The organism is Erwinia sp. OLFS4 (assembly GCF_002752165.1).
Classification (GTDB): Bacteria; Pseudomonadota; Gammaproteobacteria; order Enterobacterales; family Enterobacteriaceae; genus Izhakiella.
Genome location: NZ_MOMB01000056.1, coordinates 42,732 through 63,148 on the forward strand (window position 1 = coordinate 42,732; position 20,417 = coordinate 63,148).

20 protein-coding genes and 1 other annotated feature are annotated in these 20,417 nt (G+C 52.5%); of the genes, 7 read left to right on the forward strand and 13 right to left on the reverse strand.

The genetic code is table 11. The features are described from left to right. Positions 1-4 precede the first annotated feature (4 nt). From BL249_RS14220 to apt, 9 genes are all read right to left on the reverse strand, one after another. Complete coding sequence (locus tag BL249_RS14220; RefSeq protein ID WP_099705571.1) at positions 5-1,309, reverse strand: inosine/guanosine kinase; 1,305 nt, start codon at positions 1,307-1,309, stop codon at positions 5-7. A 79-nt stretch (positions 1,310-1,388) separates the two neighbouring features. After that, positions 1,389-2,363 (reverse strand): ferrochelatase, encoded by a 975-nt coding sequence (gene hemH, locus BL249_RS14225; RefSeq protein WP_099705570.1) that lies wholly within the window; start codon positions 2,361-2,363, stop codon positions 1,389-1,391. Positions 2,364-2,510: 147 nt separating this feature from the next. Then, on the reverse strand, positions 2,511-3,155 hold the full coding sequence (gene adk / locus BL249_RS14230; RefSeq protein WP_099705569.1) for an adenylate kinase: 645 nt from the start codon (positions 3,153-3,155) through the stop codon (positions 2,511-2,513). 286 nt (positions 3,156-3,441) lie between these two features. Next, entirely contained in the window at positions 3,442-4,329 is an 888-nt protein-coding gene (locus tag BL249_RS14235) for a DUF6024 family protein (protein ID WP_241898892.1), read from the reverse strand. A gap of 536 nt (positions 4,330-4,865) precedes the next feature. Then, positions 4,866-6,737 (reverse strand): molecular chaperone HtpG, encoded by a 1,872-nt coding sequence (gene htpG / locus BL249_RS14240; RefSeq protein WP_199073484.1) that lies wholly within the window; start codon positions 6,735-6,737, stop codon positions 4,866-4,868. A 107-nt stretch (positions 6,738-6,844) separates the two neighbouring features. Further along, positions 6,845-7,450, reverse strand: a complete 606-nt coding sequence (recR, locus tag BL249_RS14245; protein ID WP_099705566.1) for a recombination mediator RecR — start codon at positions 7,448-7,450, stop codon at positions 6,845-6,847. Beyond that, a complete protein-coding gene (locus tag BL249_RS14250) occupies positions 7,450-7,782 on the reverse strand; it encodes a YbaB/EbfC family nucleoid-associated protein (RefSeq protein WP_078004499.1) in 333 nt (110 codons plus the stop codon). The genes recR and BL249_RS14250 overlap by 1 nt, the downstream gene beginning before the upstream one ends. A gap of 47 nt (positions 7,783-7,829) precedes the next feature. After that, positions 7,830-9,773, reverse strand: coding sequence for a DNA polymerase III subunit gamma/tau (gene dnaX, locus BL249_RS14255; RefSeq protein ID WP_099705565.1), 1,944 nt, complete (start codon positions 9,771-9,773; stop codon positions 7,830-7,832). Next, positions 8,433-8,494: a sequence feature (DnaX frameshifting element), on the reverse strand. It overlaps the preceding gene by 62 nt. 79 nt (positions 9,774-9,852) lie before the next feature. After that, complete coding sequence (gene apt, locus BL249_RS14260) at positions 9,853-10,404, reverse strand: adenine phosphoribosyltransferase (RefSeq protein ID WP_099705564.1); 552 nt, start codon at positions 10,402-10,404, stop codon at positions 9,853-9,855. 324 nt (positions 10,405-10,728) lie between these two features. Between apt and priC the strand changes: the two genes are divergently transcribed. Both priC and rsmS read left to right on the forward strand, forming a co-directional pair. After that, positions 10,729-11,262: a primosomal replication protein PriC gene (gene priC, locus BL249_RS14265; protein WP_099705563.1), complete on the forward strand. Its 534-nt coding sequence runs from the start codon at positions 10,729-10,731 to the stop codon at positions 11,260-11,262. A gap of 65 nt (positions 11,263-11,327) precedes the next feature. Continuing rightward, the gene (gene rsmS, locus BL249_RS14270; protein ID WP_099705562.1) at positions 11,328-11,495 is read left to right on the forward strand and encodes a pleiotropic regulatory protein RsmS; all 168 of its coding nucleotides are present in this window, start codon (positions 11,328-11,330) and stop codon (positions 11,493-11,495) included. Here the strand turns inward: rsmS and acrR are convergent. Then, entirely contained in the window at positions 11,471-12,121 is a 651-nt protein-coding gene (acrR, locus tag BL249_RS14275) for a multidrug efflux transporter transcriptional repressor AcrR (RefSeq protein WP_099705561.1), read from the reverse strand. The two genes, rsmS and acrR, sit on opposite strands and share 25 nt — an antisense overlap. A gap of 148 nt (positions 12,122-12,269) precedes the next feature. Between acrR and BL249_RS14280 the strand changes: the two genes are divergently transcribed. The 4 genes from BL249_RS14280 to ykgO all read left to right on the forward strand — a co-directional run bounded on the left by BL249_RS14280 (position 12,270) and on the right by ykgO (position 17,186). Then, complete coding sequence (locus BL249_RS14280) at positions 12,270-13,469, forward strand: efflux RND transporter periplasmic adaptor subunit (RefSeq protein WP_099705560.1); 1,200 nt, start codon at positions 12,270-12,272, stop codon at positions 13,467-13,469. A 22-nt stretch (positions 13,470-13,491) separates the two neighbouring features. Further along, the gene (locus BL249_RS14285; protein ID WP_099705559.1) at positions 13,492-16,641 is read left to right on the forward strand and encodes a multidrug efflux RND transporter permease subunit AcrB; all 3,150 of its coding nucleotides are present in this window, start codon (positions 13,492-13,494) and stop codon (positions 16,639-16,641) included. 136 nt (positions 16,642-16,777) lie between these two features. Continuing rightward, entirely contained in the window at positions 16,778-17,035 is a 258-nt protein-coding gene (locus tag BL249_RS14290) for a type B 50S ribosomal protein L31 (RefSeq protein WP_099705558.1), read from the forward strand. A 10-nt stretch (positions 17,036-17,045) separates the two neighbouring features. After that, a complete protein-coding gene (gene ykgO / locus BL249_RS14295; protein ID WP_099705557.1) occupies positions 17,046-17,186 on the forward strand; it encodes a type B 50S ribosomal protein L36 in 141 nt (46 codons plus the stop codon). A 172-nt stretch (positions 17,187-17,358) separates the two neighbouring features. Here ykgO and BL249_RS14300 read toward each other — a convergent pair whose 3' ends face one another. The 3 genes from BL249_RS14300 to BL249_RS14310 are packed head-to-tail and all read right to left on the reverse strand — an operon-like array spanning position 17,359 to position 19,792. Continuing rightward, entirely contained in the window at positions 17,359-18,237 is an 879-nt protein-coding gene (locus BL249_RS14300) for a metal ABC transporter solute-binding protein, Zn/Mn family (protein WP_099705556.1), read from the reverse strand. Next, a complete protein-coding gene (locus tag BL249_RS14305) occupies positions 18,234-19,103 on the reverse strand; it encodes a metal ABC transporter permease (protein ID WP_099705616.1) in 870 nt (289 codons plus the stop codon). Before BL249_RS14305 ends, BL249_RS14300 begins: the two co-directional genes overlap by 4 nt. Next, complete coding sequence (locus tag BL249_RS14310; protein WP_099705555.1) at positions 19,103-19,792, reverse strand: metal ABC transporter ATP-binding protein; 690 nt, start codon at positions 19,790-19,792, stop codon at positions 19,103-19,105. The genes BL249_RS14305 and BL249_RS14310 overlap by 1 nt, the downstream gene beginning before the upstream one ends. 494 nt (positions 19,793-20,286) lie before the next feature. Between BL249_RS14310 and BL249_RS14315 the strand changes: the two genes are divergently transcribed. Next, positions 20,287-20,417: IS1 family transposase (locus BL249_RS14315; RefSeq protein WP_342633895.1), on the forward strand; the 131-nt coding region annotated here is incomplete at its 3' end.

Here is a 20,417-nt window from a genome sequence, read left to right on the forward strand (position 1 = left end):
GCAGCTAGCGCTCCCAGTAAGCTTCCTCCAGACTATCTTCGCGCTCCGGCAGGCCTCGTGTCAGACGGGGCGAATGCTGATTGAGCACCTGATAACTGACACGATTGGCATATTTACACAACTGCGCCAGTGAGGAATACGTCAGGCAACGCCGGCTATGTTTACTGGAATTCGGTACGTTCTGGCGATGATAATCATTGGCAGTGATATCATGCAACAGCGCCGCCAGCGCACCATCACCGGCACCGTTGGTATTCATGATCTTTTCCGGGCCGCCCATATAAGGGGCAATATGCGAATAGATACGTAGCGGATGCTGGCAGTCCTGGCGGCGCTGGGCGCGGCTAAACTCATACTGATTAAATTCAGGAATCACCCCGGGCAGTAACGGATGGTTGGTTTTACGTTTCGCTGCCTCTTCGGTATAACCGGCCATAAAAAGCCCCGAAGGCCCGGCAGTACAAAGTGCCAGGTCAACCCACTCGAGAACCTTATCACAAGCCTGCAAGGGGTCACTGATACCGGTCAGGGCTTCGGCTTCTTCTTCATTCATCGCCACAACCGCAACATGATCGCGCAGAAAATCACGCCAGAAAGTTGGATTATCGGCAATCACATATTTTGTGCCCAGCGTCAGCACTACCGGTACATCATGCTGATGGGCATATTCAATGGCCTGCATTGTGGCAGCAGGCATCGGTTCGCCAGGTTTACAGCGCACCAGATAAGAGGTCAGTACCAGCGCGGATGCGCCCTTAATCACCGCTTCAGGAATATTCTCCGGGCGCAGCTGATTCATCATCCCCGGACTGATGGCAAAGGTTCGTTCACCATTGTCGCCAATCAGGGTAAAACAGCGGCCAATAGGCCCCTCCACCCCTTGCAGATAATTAAGGTCAGTACGGCTGGACGTATTACAGAGATAACGATAGGCATAGCCGCCAATCTGTATATTGCGGCACATGGTGCCAAGCAAAACCGATCGGTCATCAGCCAGCACCGAATAATTATGCAGCGTATTGCCAATCGTGCCGCCGGCAAACTGATGGGTGATAAGATTATGACGCATCAGCTCGGCATACAGCGCCTCAGCGACCTTATCCTCAATCACCAGCGAGTGGCCCCGGCTCAGGCCGTAGCGGGTGATAAATTCATCATCCACCTTTGCTTCAATATCCACCAGCGTCTGATCGATGCCGGTCACCCAGCTGCTGCCGGTTTCAGTTTCAGGCTGAACCGGCTGGATCAGCGGGTCGCGGGCGTTGACAGGAAAATAGTGTTTGGATTTGCGCTTGCCGGGAAATTTCATCTTTTATCGACTGAAGGTAAAACAGGCTGGCGATAATAGCACATCACAAGCCACGGATCTTCGGCGCCGGCGGGCAGGTTCAGCAGCCCGCCAGCTTAAGCCAGGGACTTACCAGACCGGCCATCATTGCGATATGTTCCGCGTCATCATTAAGCGCCGGAATATAATCAAAGCGCGTCCCCCCGGCTTCAAGGAAAAAGTCACGGTTCTGTTCGCTGATCTCTTCAAGGGTTTCCAGGCAGTCGGCAGAAAATCCCGGACTGATAACCTGAACATGTCTGACCCCTTGTGCCGGCAGCTGGCGCATAGTCTCATCAGTATAAGGCGTCAGCCAGGGCTCCCGGCCGAAACGCGACTGGAAGGTCAGAATGGCTTCGCTTTCATTCAGCCCCAATGCCGCAGTCAGTGCCTGAAATGTCGCCCGGCAGCGCAGCGGATAATCATCCCCTTCATCGGCAAAGCGTTGCGGGATGCCGTGAAAAGACATCACCAGTAAATCGGGTTTGCCATTGCGTGCAAATGCACGCAATACGGAGGCTTTCAGCGCGGCAATATAGCCAGGATCGGTGGCATAATCGCGGATAAAATGCACTTCCGGTAGCGAGCGATACCCGGCAAAGACCCGCGTGACACAATCCCAGACCGCAGCAACGGTTGAACAGGAAAACTGCGGATACAGCGGCAGAATAATCAGTCGCGTCACCCCTTGCGCCATCAGACTATCCAGTGCCGATTTCATACTGGGATTGCCGTAGTTCATGCCCAGGGCCACCGGTAGCTGCAACCGGGCTTCCAGTGCGGCACGCTGCCGCTGGCTCCATACCATTAGCGGCGAGCCTTCCGCCATCCAGACCGACGCATATAATTTTGCAACCCGCGGTGAGCGCAGTGGCAAAATTGCGCCGTTCAGAATTGGCCACCACAGCCAGCGCGGCGTATCCACCACCCGCCTGTCGCTGAGAAATTCTTTCAGATAGCGTTTAACCGCAGCGGAAGTCGGCGCATCCGGCGTTCCCAGATTAGCCAGCAGGATACCTGCTTTTTCATGGCGCATGATTATTCCTTACTCAGCCGGGGGCAACATCGTCCTGTCGTGACAGATGTACATCAGAATCAGCAGTATATTGTAGCGAAAAACAGCGTGGGTAAAACCGATTATTGTGACAGGAGGGCCGGAAAGAAACCCGGCCCTGAAACAGCCTTAGCCGAGGATGGTAGTCAGTTCAGCACTGACATCTTTCACCGGCCGGGTACCATCAATTTTGTGGTAAGCGGTCTTGCCCTCGGCAGCGAGGGCGCCGTAATAGGTGATTAATAGCGCCGTCAGCTGATGATATTCAACCAGACGTTTACGTACCGTTGCTTCTTCATCATCTTTACGGATGGTCAGCGCTTCGCCGGTCACGTCGTCTTTCCCTTCAACTTTCGGCGGATTAAACCTGATGTGATAAACACGACCGGAAGGTGCATGTACCCGACGACCGACAATACGTTCCACAATCAGCTCGTCCGGGACAGCAAACTCAAGCACGTAATCAACATGAATACCGGCTTCTTTCATCGCATCAGCCTGGGGGATGGTGCGCGGAAAACCATCCAGCAAAAAACCTTTGCGACAGTCATCCTGAGCAATACGTTCCTTGACCAGCGCAATCACCAGTTCATCGGTGACCAGCTTACCTGCGTCCATCAGTGCTTTAGCCTGCTGACCGAGCGTTGACCCCGCTTTAACAGCAGCGCGCAACATGTCACCGGTGGATATTTGCGGAATGCCGTATTTCTCCATGATGAAATGCGCCTGAGTCCCCTTACCTGCGCCCGGTGCACCGAGCAGAATAATACGCATTGCGTAAATCCCCTTACGAATTGCTTAATAAATCAAACCTGAAGATGATGAACATATCATTAAGGCACCCGCCCGACAAGGAAGCGCTGGCGTCGTAGCCGCGCTATTGAGCCACGCCGATGATCGCTGACAGACGGAACAAGCAGACAACCGCCGGTGTTATCGTAATTTTGCTGGCGGACATCGGCGATGGCTTTAACAATAAAGGCAAGCTGCCAGCCCTTACCGCTGACGTATCGCCAGCGCTAGCAGGCAGCGCGCTACTATCCGCGTAAAGCCGCCAGGGTTACTGACGCTGACGCCACAGCCGGGAGAGCTGTTGCTGGATCCTGTCAGTCATATCGACGGTTTTACGCCCGTCACCACCTACCCGACAGGACAAACGGAGGGTGTGCGATTGCGGAAAATAGCTGGCGCCGGCGATTTTCACCTGCTGTTGAAGCTCTTCGCTTAGCGGTGGAACTTCAAAACAGCTAAATGGCAGGTTTGGATCGCTGATAGAAGTGAAGGTCATGCCGCCAATATTAAGCATTTTGACCGGTTTAACCTGAGCGACGTTATACGGTTTCCATTCATCACTGTGGATATATGCAAGCGCCTCTTTCAGCGGTTTGTCTGCTGATGTTGACGCTTCAAACAGGCGCAGCTCGCTGCGCAATAACGTGCTGAAATGCGCCGGACGCAGGGCAATGATAGCCAGTCCGGCCGCCAGTGATGCGTGTTCATGCAACGGGGCAACAAACACCGAACTGTCACGAATTAATTCACCGTGCAGATTGGTGGCAAAACTGTGTGATGCATCAACCACTCCCTTACCCCTGCTGTCTTTCAGGCTGTGCACTTCTCCGGTACAGGGATCGACATGGGTAATAATGCGTACGCTACCCGGACCAGTAATATGTCCCGGTGCGTTAAACAAGGCGCTTGCCGGCTGGAAATGGGCATGTTTCGCCAGACACAAGGTGGTTTCCTGCTTATGAAATAAATGCGACAGAATAACCAATCCGACACGTACCGACTGCACAAAGAAGATATCGTAGTCATCCAGCTTATAAATACGTGACAACGCGTCACGAAGTTCGTCTCTCAACATAAGTGCTCGCTTATAAAATTGATCGCCATGAAACCCCTCAAGCCGGAATGACAATACCGCAATGTCTTTCAATTGGCTCACTCATGCAGATAGCGCAGTGTCATGACAATTTCGCGAAAAAATTAACTCTGGCACGATGGTACAGGGAAGCTGACATCCGGTTCTCACGTAATTTCCTTATCTTCTGTGCCAGTAACCAACAAGGTTACTACTAATGGTAATAATGGACTTTTACAATACTGGCAAGACAAAGTCACTTTGCCAGGTAAAAAAATTGCCTGAAAGCAAAGCTGACCGCTTAAAAACCGGCCAAAAACGCAATGCCAGTGATTGCCAGTCCGACTGGCTGACCTGCCATCATAGCCGGTAATAACACAATGGTTTCTCTACCGTATTTTAAGTCGAATCGTCGGTGAAAATAGCAGCCGTTACGGCCTTGTACGGGGTTTATTGGTTTTGCGCAGCGCGGGCAGCTTGAGGCAGGTGACGGAATGACAGCGGGACGGCAACCGTATTGAGGCGCGCGGCAGATGCCTCATTCACATCAGGCGGGGATTGATGGCCAGGCGTCAGCCAGCAATCTGACTGAACATCCTGGCCATCACAGGGCTTGCCGGTTATGCCAGCAACAGCTGGTTCATCCGCCGGATAAACTGGTTAGGATCTTCCAGCGTACCGCGCTCAGCAAACAGCGCCTGATCCAACAGCAGGTCGATCCACTCGGCGAAACGCGTTTCGTCCTGGGTATCGGCAATGCGTTTCACCAGAGCATGTTCCGGGTTAATTTCAAAAATGTACTTCACTTCCGGCGCCGCCTGGCCTGCGGCAGCAAACAGCTTCGCCATCTGCGTACTGATTTCATTGGCATCCGTAGTGACAACGGCCGGTGTATCGGTCAGACGATGGGTCAGACGCACCTCTTTAACCCGCTCTGCCAGCAAGGTTTTCACCCGCTCAACAAATGGCTCCAGCGCTTTTTCCGCTTCTTTTTGCGTCTCGCTGCTTTCTTCGTCCGCCAGCTTACTGAGCGACTCATCCGCTTTGCTGACCGACTGGAACGCTTTACCGTCAAATTCCGTCAGATAGCTCATCATCCATTCATCAATGCGATCGGAAAGCAGCAGAACCTCAATCCCTTTTTTGCGGAACAGTTCCAGATGCGGGCTGCTTTTCGCCGCCGCATAGCTGTCGGCGGTAATAAAGTAAATTTTCTCCTGCCCTTCCACCATGCGGCTGACATAGTCTTGCAAAGAAACGGTCTGCGCCGCGCCATCACTGCTGGTCGAAGCAAAGCGCAGCAGTCTGGCAATCGCCTCCGCGTTGGCCGAATCTTCCGCCGGTCCTTCTTTCAGTACCAGACCAAACTGCTGCCAGAAAGTCTGATACTTTTCATTGTCCTCTTTTGCCACTTTTTCCAGCATTTGCAGGACGCGTCGGGTCAGAGAACCACGCAAATTTTGCGTCAGCCGGCTGTCCTGTAACAGCTCGCGTGACACGTTCAGCGGCAGATCGCTGGAGTCAATTAATCCACGGACAAAACGCAGGTAATTCGGCATAAAGACTTCTGCGTCATCCATAATAAATACGCGCTGTACGTAAAGTTTCAGTCCGTGTTTATGCTCGCGGTTCCACATATCCCAGGGCGCCTGGGCGGGAATATAGAGCAGGCTGGTATATTCCTGTTTACCTTCAACCCGGTTGTGACTCCAGACCAGCGGATCACTGAAATCATGGGCAATGTGTTTATAAAACTCTTTATATTCGTCATCGCTGATGTCAGATTTGTTGCGCGTCCACAGCGCCTGAGCCTTGTTAATCTTCTCCCAGCTGGTGGTTTCGCTCTCTTCATCCTGTTGCTCAATTTCCACCGGCAAAGCGATATGGTCAGAGTATTTGCTGATGATGTTGCGCACGCGCCAGCTGTCGAGGAATTCATCTTCACCTTCACGCAGATGCAGAGTAATTTCCGTACCACGATCGGCCTTGGTAATATCGGCCAGAGTGTATTCGCCCTCACCGGCTGATTCCCAGAAGACTCCGGCGTCAGCGCTGGCACCGGCGGCACGGGTTCTGACTGTCACCTTATCGGCTACGATAAACGCAGAGTAAAAACCAACGCCAAACTGACCGATCAGTTGGCTGTCTTTCGCCTGATCTGAGCCAAGAGACTCAAGAAAAGCTTTTGTACCAGATTTAGCAATGGTGCCGAGGTTTTCAATGACTTCCTCACGACTCATCCCGATACCGTTATCGCTCAGAGTCAGAGTACGTTTCTCTTTATCCACCGACACCCGCACCCGCAAATCGCCATCACCTTCATACAGTTCGGCGCTGGAAAGTGCCCGGAAACGCAGCTTATCGGCAGCATCTGAGGCATTAGAGATGAGTTCACGCAGGAATATTTCTTTATTTGAATACAGAGAGTGGATCATCAGATGTAAAAGTTGCTTTACCTCTGACTGGAAGCCACGGGTCTCTTGTCCTTTCATGGTCATTGTTACCTCAACTAAAATCAGGTTATTACAAACGTTGAGGTTACAGATGGGGTTAGAGAGAAAATTTTCAAGGGGGTCAGGTAAACATGCCCCCCGACTGCTCAGAACTTCATCTTCTGACGACCGGCCAGCGAGTGAGAAAGCGTGGTTCCGTCAACCATTTCCAGCTCGCCCCCGACCGGTACACCGTGAGCAATACGACTGGCATCCACACCGTACTGACTGCACAATCCGGCAATATAGTTAGCGGTCGCCTCACCTTCAACCGTCGGGTTTGTCGCCAGGATAACTTCGGACAACGTTTCCTGTGCCAGCCGCTGTTCAAGGCGATCGAGGCCAATATCATCCGGCCCGATACCGTCCAGCGGTGACAGATGTCCCATCAGCACAAAGTAACGTCCGGCAAACTGGCCGGTTTGTTCGATAGCATGAATATCTGCCGGACTTTCCACTACGCAGATCTGGCCATTATGCTGACGACGGGGATTGGCGCAGATTGCGCAAACGTCCTGTTCGGTAAACGTGCGGCAATCAGCACAGTGGCCAATCTCCGACATCGCCCGCGTCAGCGCCTGCGCCAGCCGCATGCCACCGCTACGATCGCGTTGCAACAGCTGAAACGCCATGCGCTGTGCCGATTTGGGTCCGACACCCGGCAGACAACGCAGCGCCTCCATCAGTGATTCAAGAAGCGGGCTGGTTTGCATCAGAATGGCATCTTAAAGCCCGGCGGCAGCTGCATACCGGAGGAAACAGAAGCCATTTTCTCTTTTTGCGCTTCATCAATACGCCGTGCTGCATCGTTAAAAGCCGCCGCCACCAGGTCTTCCAGCATATCTTTATCATCTTCCAGCAGGCTGGGATCAATCTCCACCCGGCGGCAATTATGTGCGCCATTAATCGTGACTTTCACCAGACCAGCACCGGATTCGCCGGTCACTTCCAGTGCGGCGATCTCTTCCTGAACTTTGGCCATTTTATCCTGCATCTGTTGGGCCTGCTTCATCAGGTTGCCCAGACCGCCTTTACCACCAAACATAGTTTTCTCTCTCAGATCAGACCGCATCACAGTATGCGCGCGGCTCGTTATACGGGGCGAATACTCTCATCATCAACGTCGGCGTCAAAAAGACGGCAAAGAGTCTGAATATGGTTATCCGCACGAATCGACTGACGCGCCTGCGTCAGCTTTTCTTCATAAATTGTCTGACGCCACTCCAGCGGCGTTTTCTGCGCTGGATTATCATCTGACACAATCTTCAGTTCAAGAGGACAACCGGCATGCTGACTGAGCGCCTCACTCAGCGTTTGCTGTGCCGCAGCAGAATTAAGGTGACGCTGGCTGCTGCGAAGATGCAGGCACACCTCACCCGCCGACTCTTCTTTCCAGGCGTTCAGCGCCAGCTGCTCTACCAGCTTTGGCAGGTTAAGCTGAGCAATCAGCCGCGCCCAGTCATCACGCTGCTGAGCCTCCTGCGCCAGCTGAACGGTCAGCTCCGGGGTTTTTTCATGCTCAAGGGCAGTACGCAAAGCTTTCGGTGTCGTCACCGCTTCTGGCGTTACCTGCGGTTTCGCCTGGGCCTTCCAGCGATATGCTTCTTTTTTTGCTGGCGCTGCTGCCGCCTCCTTCACCCCTGACTGGCGTTTCTGTCCCCGTTCAGTCGCGGCCGCCAACCGTGCCAGTACCGGACTCACCGGCTGCGCACTTTGCGCCGCCGGCTCACTCTTTTTTACTTTATTTTCTCCCCGCTGCTGTAACTGGCGTCGGGCTTTCAGTAGCTGGCTGGTGCTGTCAGGCAGTTCAGCTGCCACATCTGGAGCAGAAGGGGCATCAACCGCTGGCGCTGGCGCAGGTACAGCAACGGTTGGCTCAGCGGTAGCCACCGGCTGTGGCTTTGCCTGCGGGGTCATCAGCGGCCGTGCCGCCGCCGGTTCGGTAATGGTCTGCGAAGGATGGAATGCCAGCGCACGCAGCAGCGTCATTTCCACACCCATTCGCGGGTCTGGCGCATAGGCTAGCTCTTTACGCCCCACCAGCAATGTCTGATAATAAAGTTGCAATTCGGCGGGTGGCAGCGTTCGCGCCAGTTCACTCAGCCGCGCGTCATTCGGAGATTCATCACTCTGCCCACCGGGCAAAAGCTGGGTCATCGCAATGCGATGAAACAATGCCAGCATGTCGACCAGTAAAGCATCCCAGGTCACTCCGCGGCTGGCAGCGGCTGACAGCTGTGACATCATGGCCTGGCCATCCGCGTTTACCAGCGCCTCAATCAACGCCAGCGGCTGTTCGTCATCCAGCGTCCCCAGCATGACACTGACCGTTTGTGTGCTAATGGTCCCCTGTCCCATCGCAATAGCCTGATCGGTCAGACTCAGTGCGTCGCGCATACTGCCATCAGCCGCGCGGGCCAGCAGTTGCAATGCTCGGGGTTCAACGCTGATTTTCTCCTGGTCCAGCACATGTACCAGCTGCTGGCGAATTTGTTCCGGTTCCAGCGCCTTCAGATGAAATTGCAAACAGCGTGAGAGAATAGTCACCGGCAGTTTTTGCGGGTCGGTGGTGGCCAGTAAAAATTTTACGTGCGCCGGCGGCTCTTCCAGCGTTTTTAGCAGCGCATTGAAGCTATGACGCGAAAGCATATGCACTTCGTCTATCAGATAAACTTTGAAGCGGCCGCGCGCCGGCGCATACTGTACGTTATCCAGTAAGTCGCGAGTGTCTTCTACTTTGGTGCGTGAAGCGGCATCAATCTCGATAAGATCAACAAAGCGGCCCTGCTCAATTTCGCGACAGTTATCACACTGCCCGCACGGCGTCGCGGTAATACCGCTTTCGCAGTTCAGCCCTTTCGCCAGCAGGCGGGCAATAGTGGTTTTACCGACGCCACGCGTGCCGGAAAACAGCCAGGCATGGTGAATGCGACCCAGCGACAGGCCATTAGCCAGCGCGGTCAGCACATGTTGCTGTCCGACGACTTCGGAAAACGCTTGTGGTCGCCACTTGCGGGCAAGTACCTGATAGCTCATGAGTTTGTGGGGGATATTGAGTTTACCGGTAGGTAATGCTAACACAGCCCCGCCCTGACAGCGAGGCTGTTATCCTGGCTCAATGTCCAGGAAAATTGACCAGGCTGTAGCTCTCGACGCCAATGGCTTTCAGCCGGCTTTCACCGCTCAGGTCGAAAAGATTAATCACGAACGCAGCATCATGCACCTCACCACCCGCCCGGCGAATCAGTTTTACCGTGGCTTCAATAGTGCCGCCAGTGGCCAGCAGATCGTCAATAACCAGCACCCGGTCAGTGGCCTGAATAGCGTCTTCATGTAACTCCAGTGCATCGCGACCGTATTCCAGTTCATAACTTTCGCTCAGCGTCTTACGTGGCAGTTTTCCAGGTTTACGCACCGGAACAAAGCCGACACCCAGCCCCAGCGCCACCGGAGCACCAAACAGAAATCCCCGCGCTTCGGTTCCCACGACTTTAGTGATGCCTTTATTACGGTAACGCGCCACCAGCAATTCAACGCTAAGTGCAAAGGCTTTCGGATCTTCCAGCAGGCTGGTGACATCACGAAACAGGATGCCCGGTTTGGGATAATCGGCAATGCTTTTAATGCTATTTTCGAGATACTTAATCTGCTCAGCAGTAGCAGTCATAATAATACGCCTGGTAAAAACCGAATCTGACTCGCGTCGCTTTCGTCTCCGCCGTGAAATCAAAGACGGCGCCCCGTCTGTTTGAGCCGGGAGAAGCCACGCACGAAAACCTCTAAATCTATGCAAAACACCGGCTAATTGCAACCGGATAACAGCCACCAGACTTGATCTTTATCGTGTTTTATTACCGTTAGCCGCAGTATAAATCAACACAGCAGACGCTCGATACTTTGCAGCCTGCTGGTCGATCAGCATAAAATAGTTCTTTGTCGCGCGTAGCTGTTATGCTCACTGTCAGTCTTCCGCTCATTCACAGGAAACATTATGAAAAGTGCCCGGCTGCTGACGCAGCTACAGGCCCGGCTGACGGAACTGGCAGAACGGCTGACACCTGTTGCACAGCAACGCAGTGCCCGGGCGCGTTTTGACAATCAGTTATTTCACAGCCAGAGTGTCAGATTAGCAGACTGCTTGCAGGAAGCCGATCGCAATATGGCGCAGCTGCGTCAGGCGGTGACGCACCAACGCAGTGAACAGGTAGCCTGGTATGCCGAGCGTCTGGTGTTACAAATCACCGCCCTTGAACGCGAGCTGGCCACCCAGACGTTGCGCAAAACAGAACCTGCACAAGCCGACACGGGTAAAACGCTTTATGAGAAACTGGCTGAACATCAGGAATATGAACGACGCCTGCAAAGTATGATTGCCGATCGGGAAAGACAGCTGGAATCCGGCGTTCAGCCCAATGCTCCGCTGGTTCAGCGAGAAATTGCTGCACTGGAAGGGCGCTTACAACGCTGTCGCCAGGCGTTAAAAAACATTGAGCGCCGCATTGAGTCTCGCGAAAGCCATGATTAGTGACGCAGAAAGCGTGCGCCCCGCAGCGGTTAGCAACCGCAATAACTGTTTTATCAGGAGGAGTCATGACGCTGGAAAATGCGCCGCCTGAACTCAAACTGGCGGTGGATTTAATTATGATTTTAGAAGAGAACCAGATTGATAGCCAGACGGTGCTTGCCGCGCTGGAAATAGTCAAACGCGATTATCAGAAAAAGCTGCTACCAGGTCAGGACACGCTAACAGAAGAGTGAGACAAGCCAGGGCTGTACTGCAGGGTGTCAATCAGGGTGGAAACCAGCTGTGATGCTTCCTGTGCAAGGTTAAAACTCTCTGGCATAAACAGCCAGTTTTCCATCAGACCGGTCATATAGGCGCGAATAATAATTGCTGCCTGGCGGGTCATCAGTGCTGGCGGCAGCTGTCCTGCAGCAATACACTCACGTAATACATCTTCAATTTTCTCGTAACATTCCAGGTAGAGATTCTGTTGCATAAGTTGTAACGTTTTCATTTCGCCGACAAATTCGCATTTATGGAAAATAATTTCCGAAAGCGATCGCCGGCGCGCATCACAAGCCGTTGCCTGAAGCACATAAACCAGCATTTCCCGCAGAATAGACAGTGGATCTGCCGGATATTTTAATCGATACTCATGTTCTAAGTCTTCAAGACCGGATTCAGATTGCGCCAGAATTTCATTTAATAAATCCGTTTTATTTTTGAAGTGCCAGTAAATAGCGCCACGCGTTACACCTGCCGCTTTAGCAATATCGGCAAGTGATGTGGCAGAAACGCCGAATGCGGAAAAACGACCAATCGCGGCATCTATAATTTGATTTTTTGTAACAAGTGCTTGTTCTTTGGTTTTTCGTGCCATACAGAAGGTCTTTACAAGCGGGCTGATTTACATACATTTGCGAATGTTTGTATCATAGCACGACAATAACTTGAACGCAGCAATGGGTTTTACGGTTTCTCGCGCCCATTGAACGAAATATTCGATATTGGACATTCGAGGTTTATTTATGAATAAAAGCAGAAGGATTTCGCCTCTGGCGGTCGTTCTGATGCTCTCTGGCGGCCTTGTGCTGACAGGTTGCGATAACAAAAATGGTCAGCAGGCCAACCAGCAACAGGCGCCGGAAGTGGGCGTTGTCACGCTAAAAAGCACGCCAATGACCATTACTACTGACCTTCCTGGTCGCACCTCACCGTTCCGTATAGCCGAAGTTCGCCCTCAGGTTTCCGGCATTATTCTTAAGCGTAATTTTGTTGAAGGTAGCGAAATTAAGGCCGGCGAGTCACTCTATCAGATAGATCCGGCGCCCTATCAGGCTGCGTATGACAGTGCAAAAGGCGAACTGGCGCAGGCGCAGGCAAATGCCAAAGTCGCGGCAATGACCCTTAACCGTTACAAGTCACTGGTCAAAACCAAATACCTCAGCCAGCAGGATTATGACACTGCGGTCGGTAATGCGGCCCAGACTGCCGCCGCAGTAAAAACTGCGGCAGCTTCCGTTGAAACTGCCCGGATCAATCTGGCCTATACCAAAGTCACTTCGCCTATCAGCGGCCGTATCGGTAAATCAACGGTAACGGAAGGTGCGCTGGTGAGCAGCGGCCAGACCACCGCTCTGGCGACGGTACAGCAGCTAAATCCAATATATGTTGACGTCACGCAGCCCAGCGAAGATTTTCAGCGTCTGCGTAACGAGTTACAACAAGGAAAGCTCAAGCAGGTTGCCGGTAAAGCACAGGTAAGATTGATTAGTCAGGACGGTACCTTGTATTCACAAACCGGGACGCTGGAATTCTCCGATGTCACGGTCGACCAAACCACCGGATCCATTACGCTACGCGCTATTTTCCCCAATCCTGACGGCAGTCTGCTACCGGGCATGTTTGTCCGCGCTCGTCTGGAAGAAGGGACTAATCCGGACGCGCTCCTGGTGCCCCAACAGGCCGTCACTCGCACCCCAGCCGGCCAGGCCACAACCCTGGTTGTCGGTGCCGACAACAAAGTTGAACTACGCACAATTGATGCACCGCAGGCTATTGGCGACAAATGGCTGGTGACCGACGGGCTTAAATCAGGCGATCGCGTTATTGTGACCGGATTGCAACGCGTGAAGCCAGGTGTGCCTGTTACGCCCCAGGAAGTCAACGACCAGAATGCGAAAAACCAGAGCACACCTTCTCAGGCTCAGTCTGAACAGAATAAATAAGCCTTAAAGGAGCCTTTGATCCATGGCTAAGTTTTTTATCGATCGCCCCATATTTGCCTGGGTTATCGCCATCATCATTATGTTGACGGGGACGCTATCGATTCTGAAACTGCCGATAGAGCAATATCCAGAAGTTGCTCCGCCGGCGGTGCAGATTCGTGCATCCTATCCTGGTGCCGACGCGAAAACACTGCAGGATTCCGTCACGCAGGTTATCGAACAGAATATGAATGGTATTGACGGACTGATGTATATGTCGTCAAACAGCGATTCTTCCGGTACGCTGCAGCTCACGTTAACCTTTGAATCCGGCACCGACCCGGATATTGCTCAGGTGCAGGTTCAGAACAAACTGCAACTGGCAATGCCGCTGTTGCCGCAGGAAGTACAGCAGCAGGGTATTCAGGTACAGAAATCATCCAGCAGCTTTCTGATGGTGGCCGGTTTTATCAATACTAACGGCACCATGAACCAGAACGACATTGCTGACTACGTTGCCGCCAATATCAAAGACCCCATCAGCCGTACGCTGGGTGTCGGTGATACCCAGATTTTCGGCGCGCAATATGCAATGCGCATCTGGTTAGATCCGCACAAGCTCAATGATTATCAGCTGACCCCGGTGGATATTATCAGTGCATTGAAAACGCAAAATACGCAAATTGCCGCCGGTCAGCTGGGGGGAACACCGCCCGCGCCTGGCCAGCAGCTTAACGCCTCTATTATTGCGCAGACACGCCTGACATCCACCGATGAGTTTGGAAAAATACTGCTGAAGGTCAACAGTGACGGCTCACGCGTCTTGTTGCGCGATGTCGCGAAGATTGAGCTGGGCGGTGAGAACTACGAGGTCATTGCCCGCTTTAACGGTCAGCCGGCTTCCGGAATCGGGATTAAACTGGCAACCGGTGCCAACGCACTCAACACGGCTGATGCAGTAAAAGCAACGCTGGCTAAGCTTGAACCCTTCTTCCCTGCCGGACTGAAGGTGGTTTACCCGTATGACACCACCCCCTTTATTAAAATCTCTATTAATGAAGTGGTGAAAACCCTTGCGGAAGCAATTCTGCTGGTGTTTTTAGTCATGTATCTGTTTTTACAAAGTTTTCGTGCGACAATCATCCCCACCATTGCCGTGCCGGTAGTGCTGCTGGGAACCTTTGCCATCATCAGCGCCTTCGGCTACTCAATCAATACTCTGACGATGTTCGGCATGGTGCTGGCCATCGGCCTGCTGGTGGATGATGCCATTGTCGTGGTTGAAAACGTCGAGCGCGTGATGTCAGAAGAGGGGCTGCCTCCGAAAGAGGCGACGCGCAAATCAATGGGACAGATCCAGGGCGCGCTGGTCGGGATAGCGCTGGTTCTTTCCGCCGTATTTATTCCAATGGCTTTCTTTGGTGGTTCAACCGGCGTCATTTATCGTCAGTTTTCCATTACCATTGTCTCAGCGATGATTCTGTCGGTTATCGTTGCGTTGATTCTGACACCCGCCCTTTGTGCCACCATCCTCAAACCGATGGAGAAAGGCAGCCATGGCAAAACCACCGGCTTTTTTGGCTGGTTTAACCGGGTTTTTGAAAAAAGCACGCATCACTACACTGACAGCGTAGGCCATATTATTCGCAGTACCGGTCGCTATTTAATCATCTATCTGCTGATTGTAGTCGGTATGGGGTATCTGTTTATTAAACTACCTTCATCTTTTCTGCCGGAAGAAGATCAGGGATTGTTACTGGCCCAGGCGCAGCTGCCTGCCGGGGCAACGCAGGAACGTACGCAGAAAGTGCTTGATCAGATGACCCAGTACTTCCTGACCAAAGAGAAAGATAACGTTAAGTCAGTCTTTACTGTTAACGGCTTCGGCTTTGCCGGACGCGGGCAAAACACCGGTATCGCCTTTATGAGTCTCAAACCCTGGGATGAGCGCACCGGCAGCGAAAATAAAGTCCCTGCCATTGCCGCCCGTGCCATGAAGGCGCTGAGCCAGATTAAAGACGCCATGGTGATTCCGTTTAACCTGCCGGCAATTATTGAGTTAGGCAACGCAACGGGTTTCGACTTTGAACTTATCGATCAGGCCAACCTCGGTCACGATAAACTAACGCAAGCACGAAATCAGTTACTCGGTATGGTTGCCCAGCATCCGGACACCCTCGTGGGTGTACGCCCCAATGGTCTGGAAAATACGCCGCAGTATAAGCTGACTATCGATCAGGAGAAGGCGCTGGCGCTGGGCGTTTCGCTAAGCGATATTAATACCACGCTCGGCACCGCCTGGGGCGGCAGCTATATCAATGACTTTATTGACCGCGGACGCGTGAAGAAAGTCTATGTAATGGGCCAGGCCCAGTATCGTATGTTACCAGGCGACGTGGACAACTGGTTTGTACGTGCCAGTAACGGGTCAATGGTACCGATTAGCGCTTTTGCCACCGGTAAGTGGATTTACGGTTCGCCCCGTCTTGAACGCTATAACGGCCTGCCTTCCATGGAAATCCTCGGCCAGCCTGCGGCAGGAAAAAGCTCCGGTGAAGCGATGGATCTGATGGAGCAGCTGGCGCGCCAGTTACCTGAAGGTATTGGCTTTGACTGGACCGGCATGTCTTATCAGGAACGCCTTTCCGGCAGCCAGGCTCCGGCGCTGATTGCCGTGTCACTGGTGGTGGTATTCCTCTGCCTGGCAGCACTGTATGAAAGCTGGTCGATTCCTTTTGCAGTTATGCTGGTGGTTCCGTTAGGGGTTATTGGCGCGCTGATTGCGACCACTCTGCGTGGACTGAGCAATGACGTTTACTTCCTCGTCGGCCTGTTAACCACAATCGGACTCTCGGCGAAAAATGCGATTCTGATCGTCGAATTTGCCAAAGATCAGATGGAAATTGAAGGAAAAGGTCTGGTGGAAGCAACGCTGGAAGCGGTACGTATGCGTTTACGCCCGATTCTGATGACTTCACTGGCCTTTATTCTTGGCGTGCTACCACTGGCCATTAGCACCGGTGCAGGTTCCGGCGCACAAAATGCGGTGGGTACCGGTGTAATGGGCGGGATGGTCACTGCAACAGTACTGGCTATCTTCTTTGTGCCAGTATTCTTCGTCGTGGTTCGCCGCCGCTTCTCACGGCATAAATCCGAGCTGGAACAAAGTCACAACATCAGCCACCATCCGTAAATCAGCGGGTATCATCAACCGGGAGGCCGCCTGTCAGCGGCCTCTTTTTTTTGCTTTTTTAACCGCTGAAGGGTTGCTGCTGACGAACAAAAGCGCCATAATTATTGTTATGTTATAACATACAGGAACGATCATTATGAAAGCAGGCATTCATCCCGAATACCGCACCGTGGTGTTTCATGACACGTCGGCCGATGCATATTTCAAAGTGGGATCGACAATCAGAACCACCCGCACAATCGAACTGGATGGGGAAACTTATCCTTACGTCACGCTGGATGTCTCTTCTGCCTCGCATGTCTATTACACCGGCAAACAGAAAGACCTGACGCGTGAAGGACGTGCGGCCCGCTTTAACCAGCGCTTTGCTGGCTTTTCAGCAAAACGTCAGTAAGGATTAAATCATGCAGGTATTGAGTTCACTCCGCGCAGCTAAACAGCGGCATCAGGATTGCAAGGTAGTACGTCGTCATGGACGTGTGTATGTCATTTGCAAAAGTAACCCGCGCTTTAAAGCGGTTCAGGGAAGAAAGAAAAAACGCTGAGGGATAATCTTCAGAAGGAAGTGACGGCTGGCGAATCGTAATACGATTCGCCTTTTTTATGGTTGAAAATTCAGGTCATTTCCGAACCGTCTGCCGACGATTTGGCATAAAAAAACGCTGACCGGCTGGCTTTTTCCGGTCAGCATACCGCCGGTATAACGGCGGCATCGTATTACTTCATGCTGGCGGCCAGCACCTTAACGTTATGCGTAAAAGCCTGAGTATAGGTTGCCGCTTCGCCGCCTTGCTTACTCAATGCTTCAGGATAAAGCTCACCACCTGGTTTCGCTCCGCTGGCAGTAGCAATTTGTTTTACCAGTCGCGGGTCAGTCTGATTTTCAATAAAATAGGTATGAATCTTTTCCTGCTTCAGCTGCTGAATAAGTTTTGCCACATCACCAGCACTGGCTTCCGCTTCGGTTGAAAAACCAACCGGTGACAGGAAAGTTACCCCATAGCGCTGGCCAAAGTAACCGAAAGCGTCATGGCTGGTCAGTACTTTGCGCTTCGCCGCCGGAATGGCTTTAAAAGTCTGCTGCGCCCAGCTGTCGAGCTTACGTAATTTTTCGATATAGGCCGCACCGTGCTGGCGGAAATAAGCGGCGTCCTCCGGATCGGCTGTCACCAGTGCATTCATGACGTTTTGCGCATAAATTACGCCGTTTTTCATGCTATTCCAGGCGTGGGGATCGGTTATCTGCTTGCCGTCTTCTTCCATCGAGCGACTGACCACCCCGCTGGATGCCACTACCACTTTTCCCTGATAACCGGAAGCGCTTATCAGGCGATCCATCCAGCCTTCCATACCTAATCCACTGACAAAAACAACATTGGCCTTTGACAACGCAATACCATCCTGTGGCGTCGGTTCGAATGTATGGGGATCGCCATCGGGGCCTACCAGGGTTTTTACCGTGACATGTTCTCCACCTACCTGCTTGACGATATCACCGAGCACAGAAAAACTGGCGACCGCATCAATATTTTTTGCCTGCACTACAGCAGTAAAACTTAACGCGGCAACGGCCAGCGCCAGGGGTAACTTTTTCATTTTGACTCCTTTGCCATGAAAACGGCAGAGCGGCGAATCAACAAACCGCCGCACGGCCCCAGTAAAATCGAAATAAAGAACAGGCCGGCCGCACTCAGTACCACCGCCGGCCCGGCCGGTAATGAAAGATAAAATGACAGTGACAGACCGATGAAGGTTGCCAGAATCGCCAGCAGCACGGCGCAGCCAATCTGCCAGCAGAGATGCTGACTCCAGAAACGGGCACTGGCTGCAGGCAGCATCATTAATCCGACAGACATCAATGTGCCTAATACCTGAAAACCAGCCACCAGATTAATCACCACCAGCAGCAGAAAAATGCCGTGCACCAGTGGCGAGCTCCAACGGTTCTGTGTCCGCAGAAAACCCGGGTCAAAAGCATCAATAACCAGCGGACGATAAATCAGCGCCATAACTATCAGCGTGGCACAGGCAATCAGGCAGACCAGTATCAATGACGGGTTGTCCACCGCCAGCAGTGAACCGAACAGCACATGCAGCAGGTCAACGCTTGAGCCTTTCAGCGAAACGAGGGTCACGCCAAGTGCCAGCGAGCCAAGATAGAAACCGGCAAAACTGGCATCTTCGCGTAAGGGTGTAAAGCGGCTGACCGCACCGGACAGTAATGCAACAGCCAGCCCGGCAATAACGCCACCAATGCCCATCGCCACCAGTGACAAACCGGAAATCAGATAACCTAAGGCAGCACCAGGTAAGACCGCATGAGATAAAGCATCTCCCACCAGGCTCATCCGCCGAAGTGAAAGAAACAGCCCGAGTGGGGTGGAACTGACAGACAATGCCAGGCAGGCCACTAATGCCCGGCGCATAAAACCAAATTCCATTAACGGCTGAATGACAGGCATTAACATGAGGTTCCCCCGCGACGAGTCACAGGCAAAGGGACCACCGTGGCCTCGCCTTTTTCCCAGCTCACCGTTTCTGCACCAATGCGTAATACCTGCATAAAATGGCGTGCTACGGTTTGCGAATCGTGCAACACCACCACCAGCGTACAACCGGCCTGATGACGTTGATGCAGCAACGACAGCAGCAGAGTAACCGTTTTCTCATCAATACCGCTAAAGGGTTCATCCAGCAACAGCAACTGTGCCTGCTGCATTAACATGCGGGCAAACAGAACCCGCTGAAGCTGGCCACCAGAAAGGGTACCAGGTTGCGCTTTCGCAAAATCGGCCATACCGACAGTCTCCAGCGCCTGCATTATTTCATTTCGCTGCTGACGCGAAACAGCACGCAGCCAGCCGGTGCGCGGCCAGCACCCCATGGCGACAATATCGAAAACCGAGATCGGAAACTGTTTTTCAATGTCGGCCTGTTGCGGCAGCCAGGCAAAACGCATTGCGGGGTTGGGACGACTGATTGAGCCACTCACAGGGGGAATGGCACCAGCAAGGGTTTTTAATAGTGTGGATTTGCCGCTGCCATTTGCACCAACCAGGGCAGTCATTGAACCGCAGGCCAGCGTGCCGTTAATCGCCGGCGTAACGGCTTTACCGCGATAGCCAACCCGAAGCTGATTAAAGGTAATCATACCTGAATGGCCCACCAGCAAATAAGCAGCAGCGCCACCACTGGCAACAATACAATAGCGCTTCGTAGCGCGGCCGACAGCGTCAGTAAACTGACCTCGGAGGGTAAAATCTGCATCACAAAACCATTAAATGTTATAACATAACATTAATAATATTATTCTCAGCGTGAAACTGGCAGCGCAAAAGTGTTTCCAGCTATTACAAACAAATGAACTAATATGAATGCAGGCAATCTGAAAGTAAAAAAACAGTAAGGACGGCGGAAAATTAGGAAAAATCAGCTATGATAAATAGACGTTTTGTCGCATTATAAAGACATCCTCACCGGCTTGTGTACCCGTCAGTTTCTGTAGCGACATTGACTGGCTCAGCGTTTAATGACAAAGAGTGGGCGCGCGATAACCGGTTATATCACTTTCAATACGTTTCAGGTTTCGGTGATGCCTCTAATTGGTTGAATCTGATGTATAATGCGGGCTTTTGAGGTTCTCTTATGGCCAGCGTTAACGTTCATTGTCCCCGTTGTCAGTCTGTTCAGGTTTACCGCCATGGTCAGAACCCTAAAGGCTATGACAGATTTCGCTGCCGTGACTGCCACCGCGTGTTTCAACTCACTTACGCTTA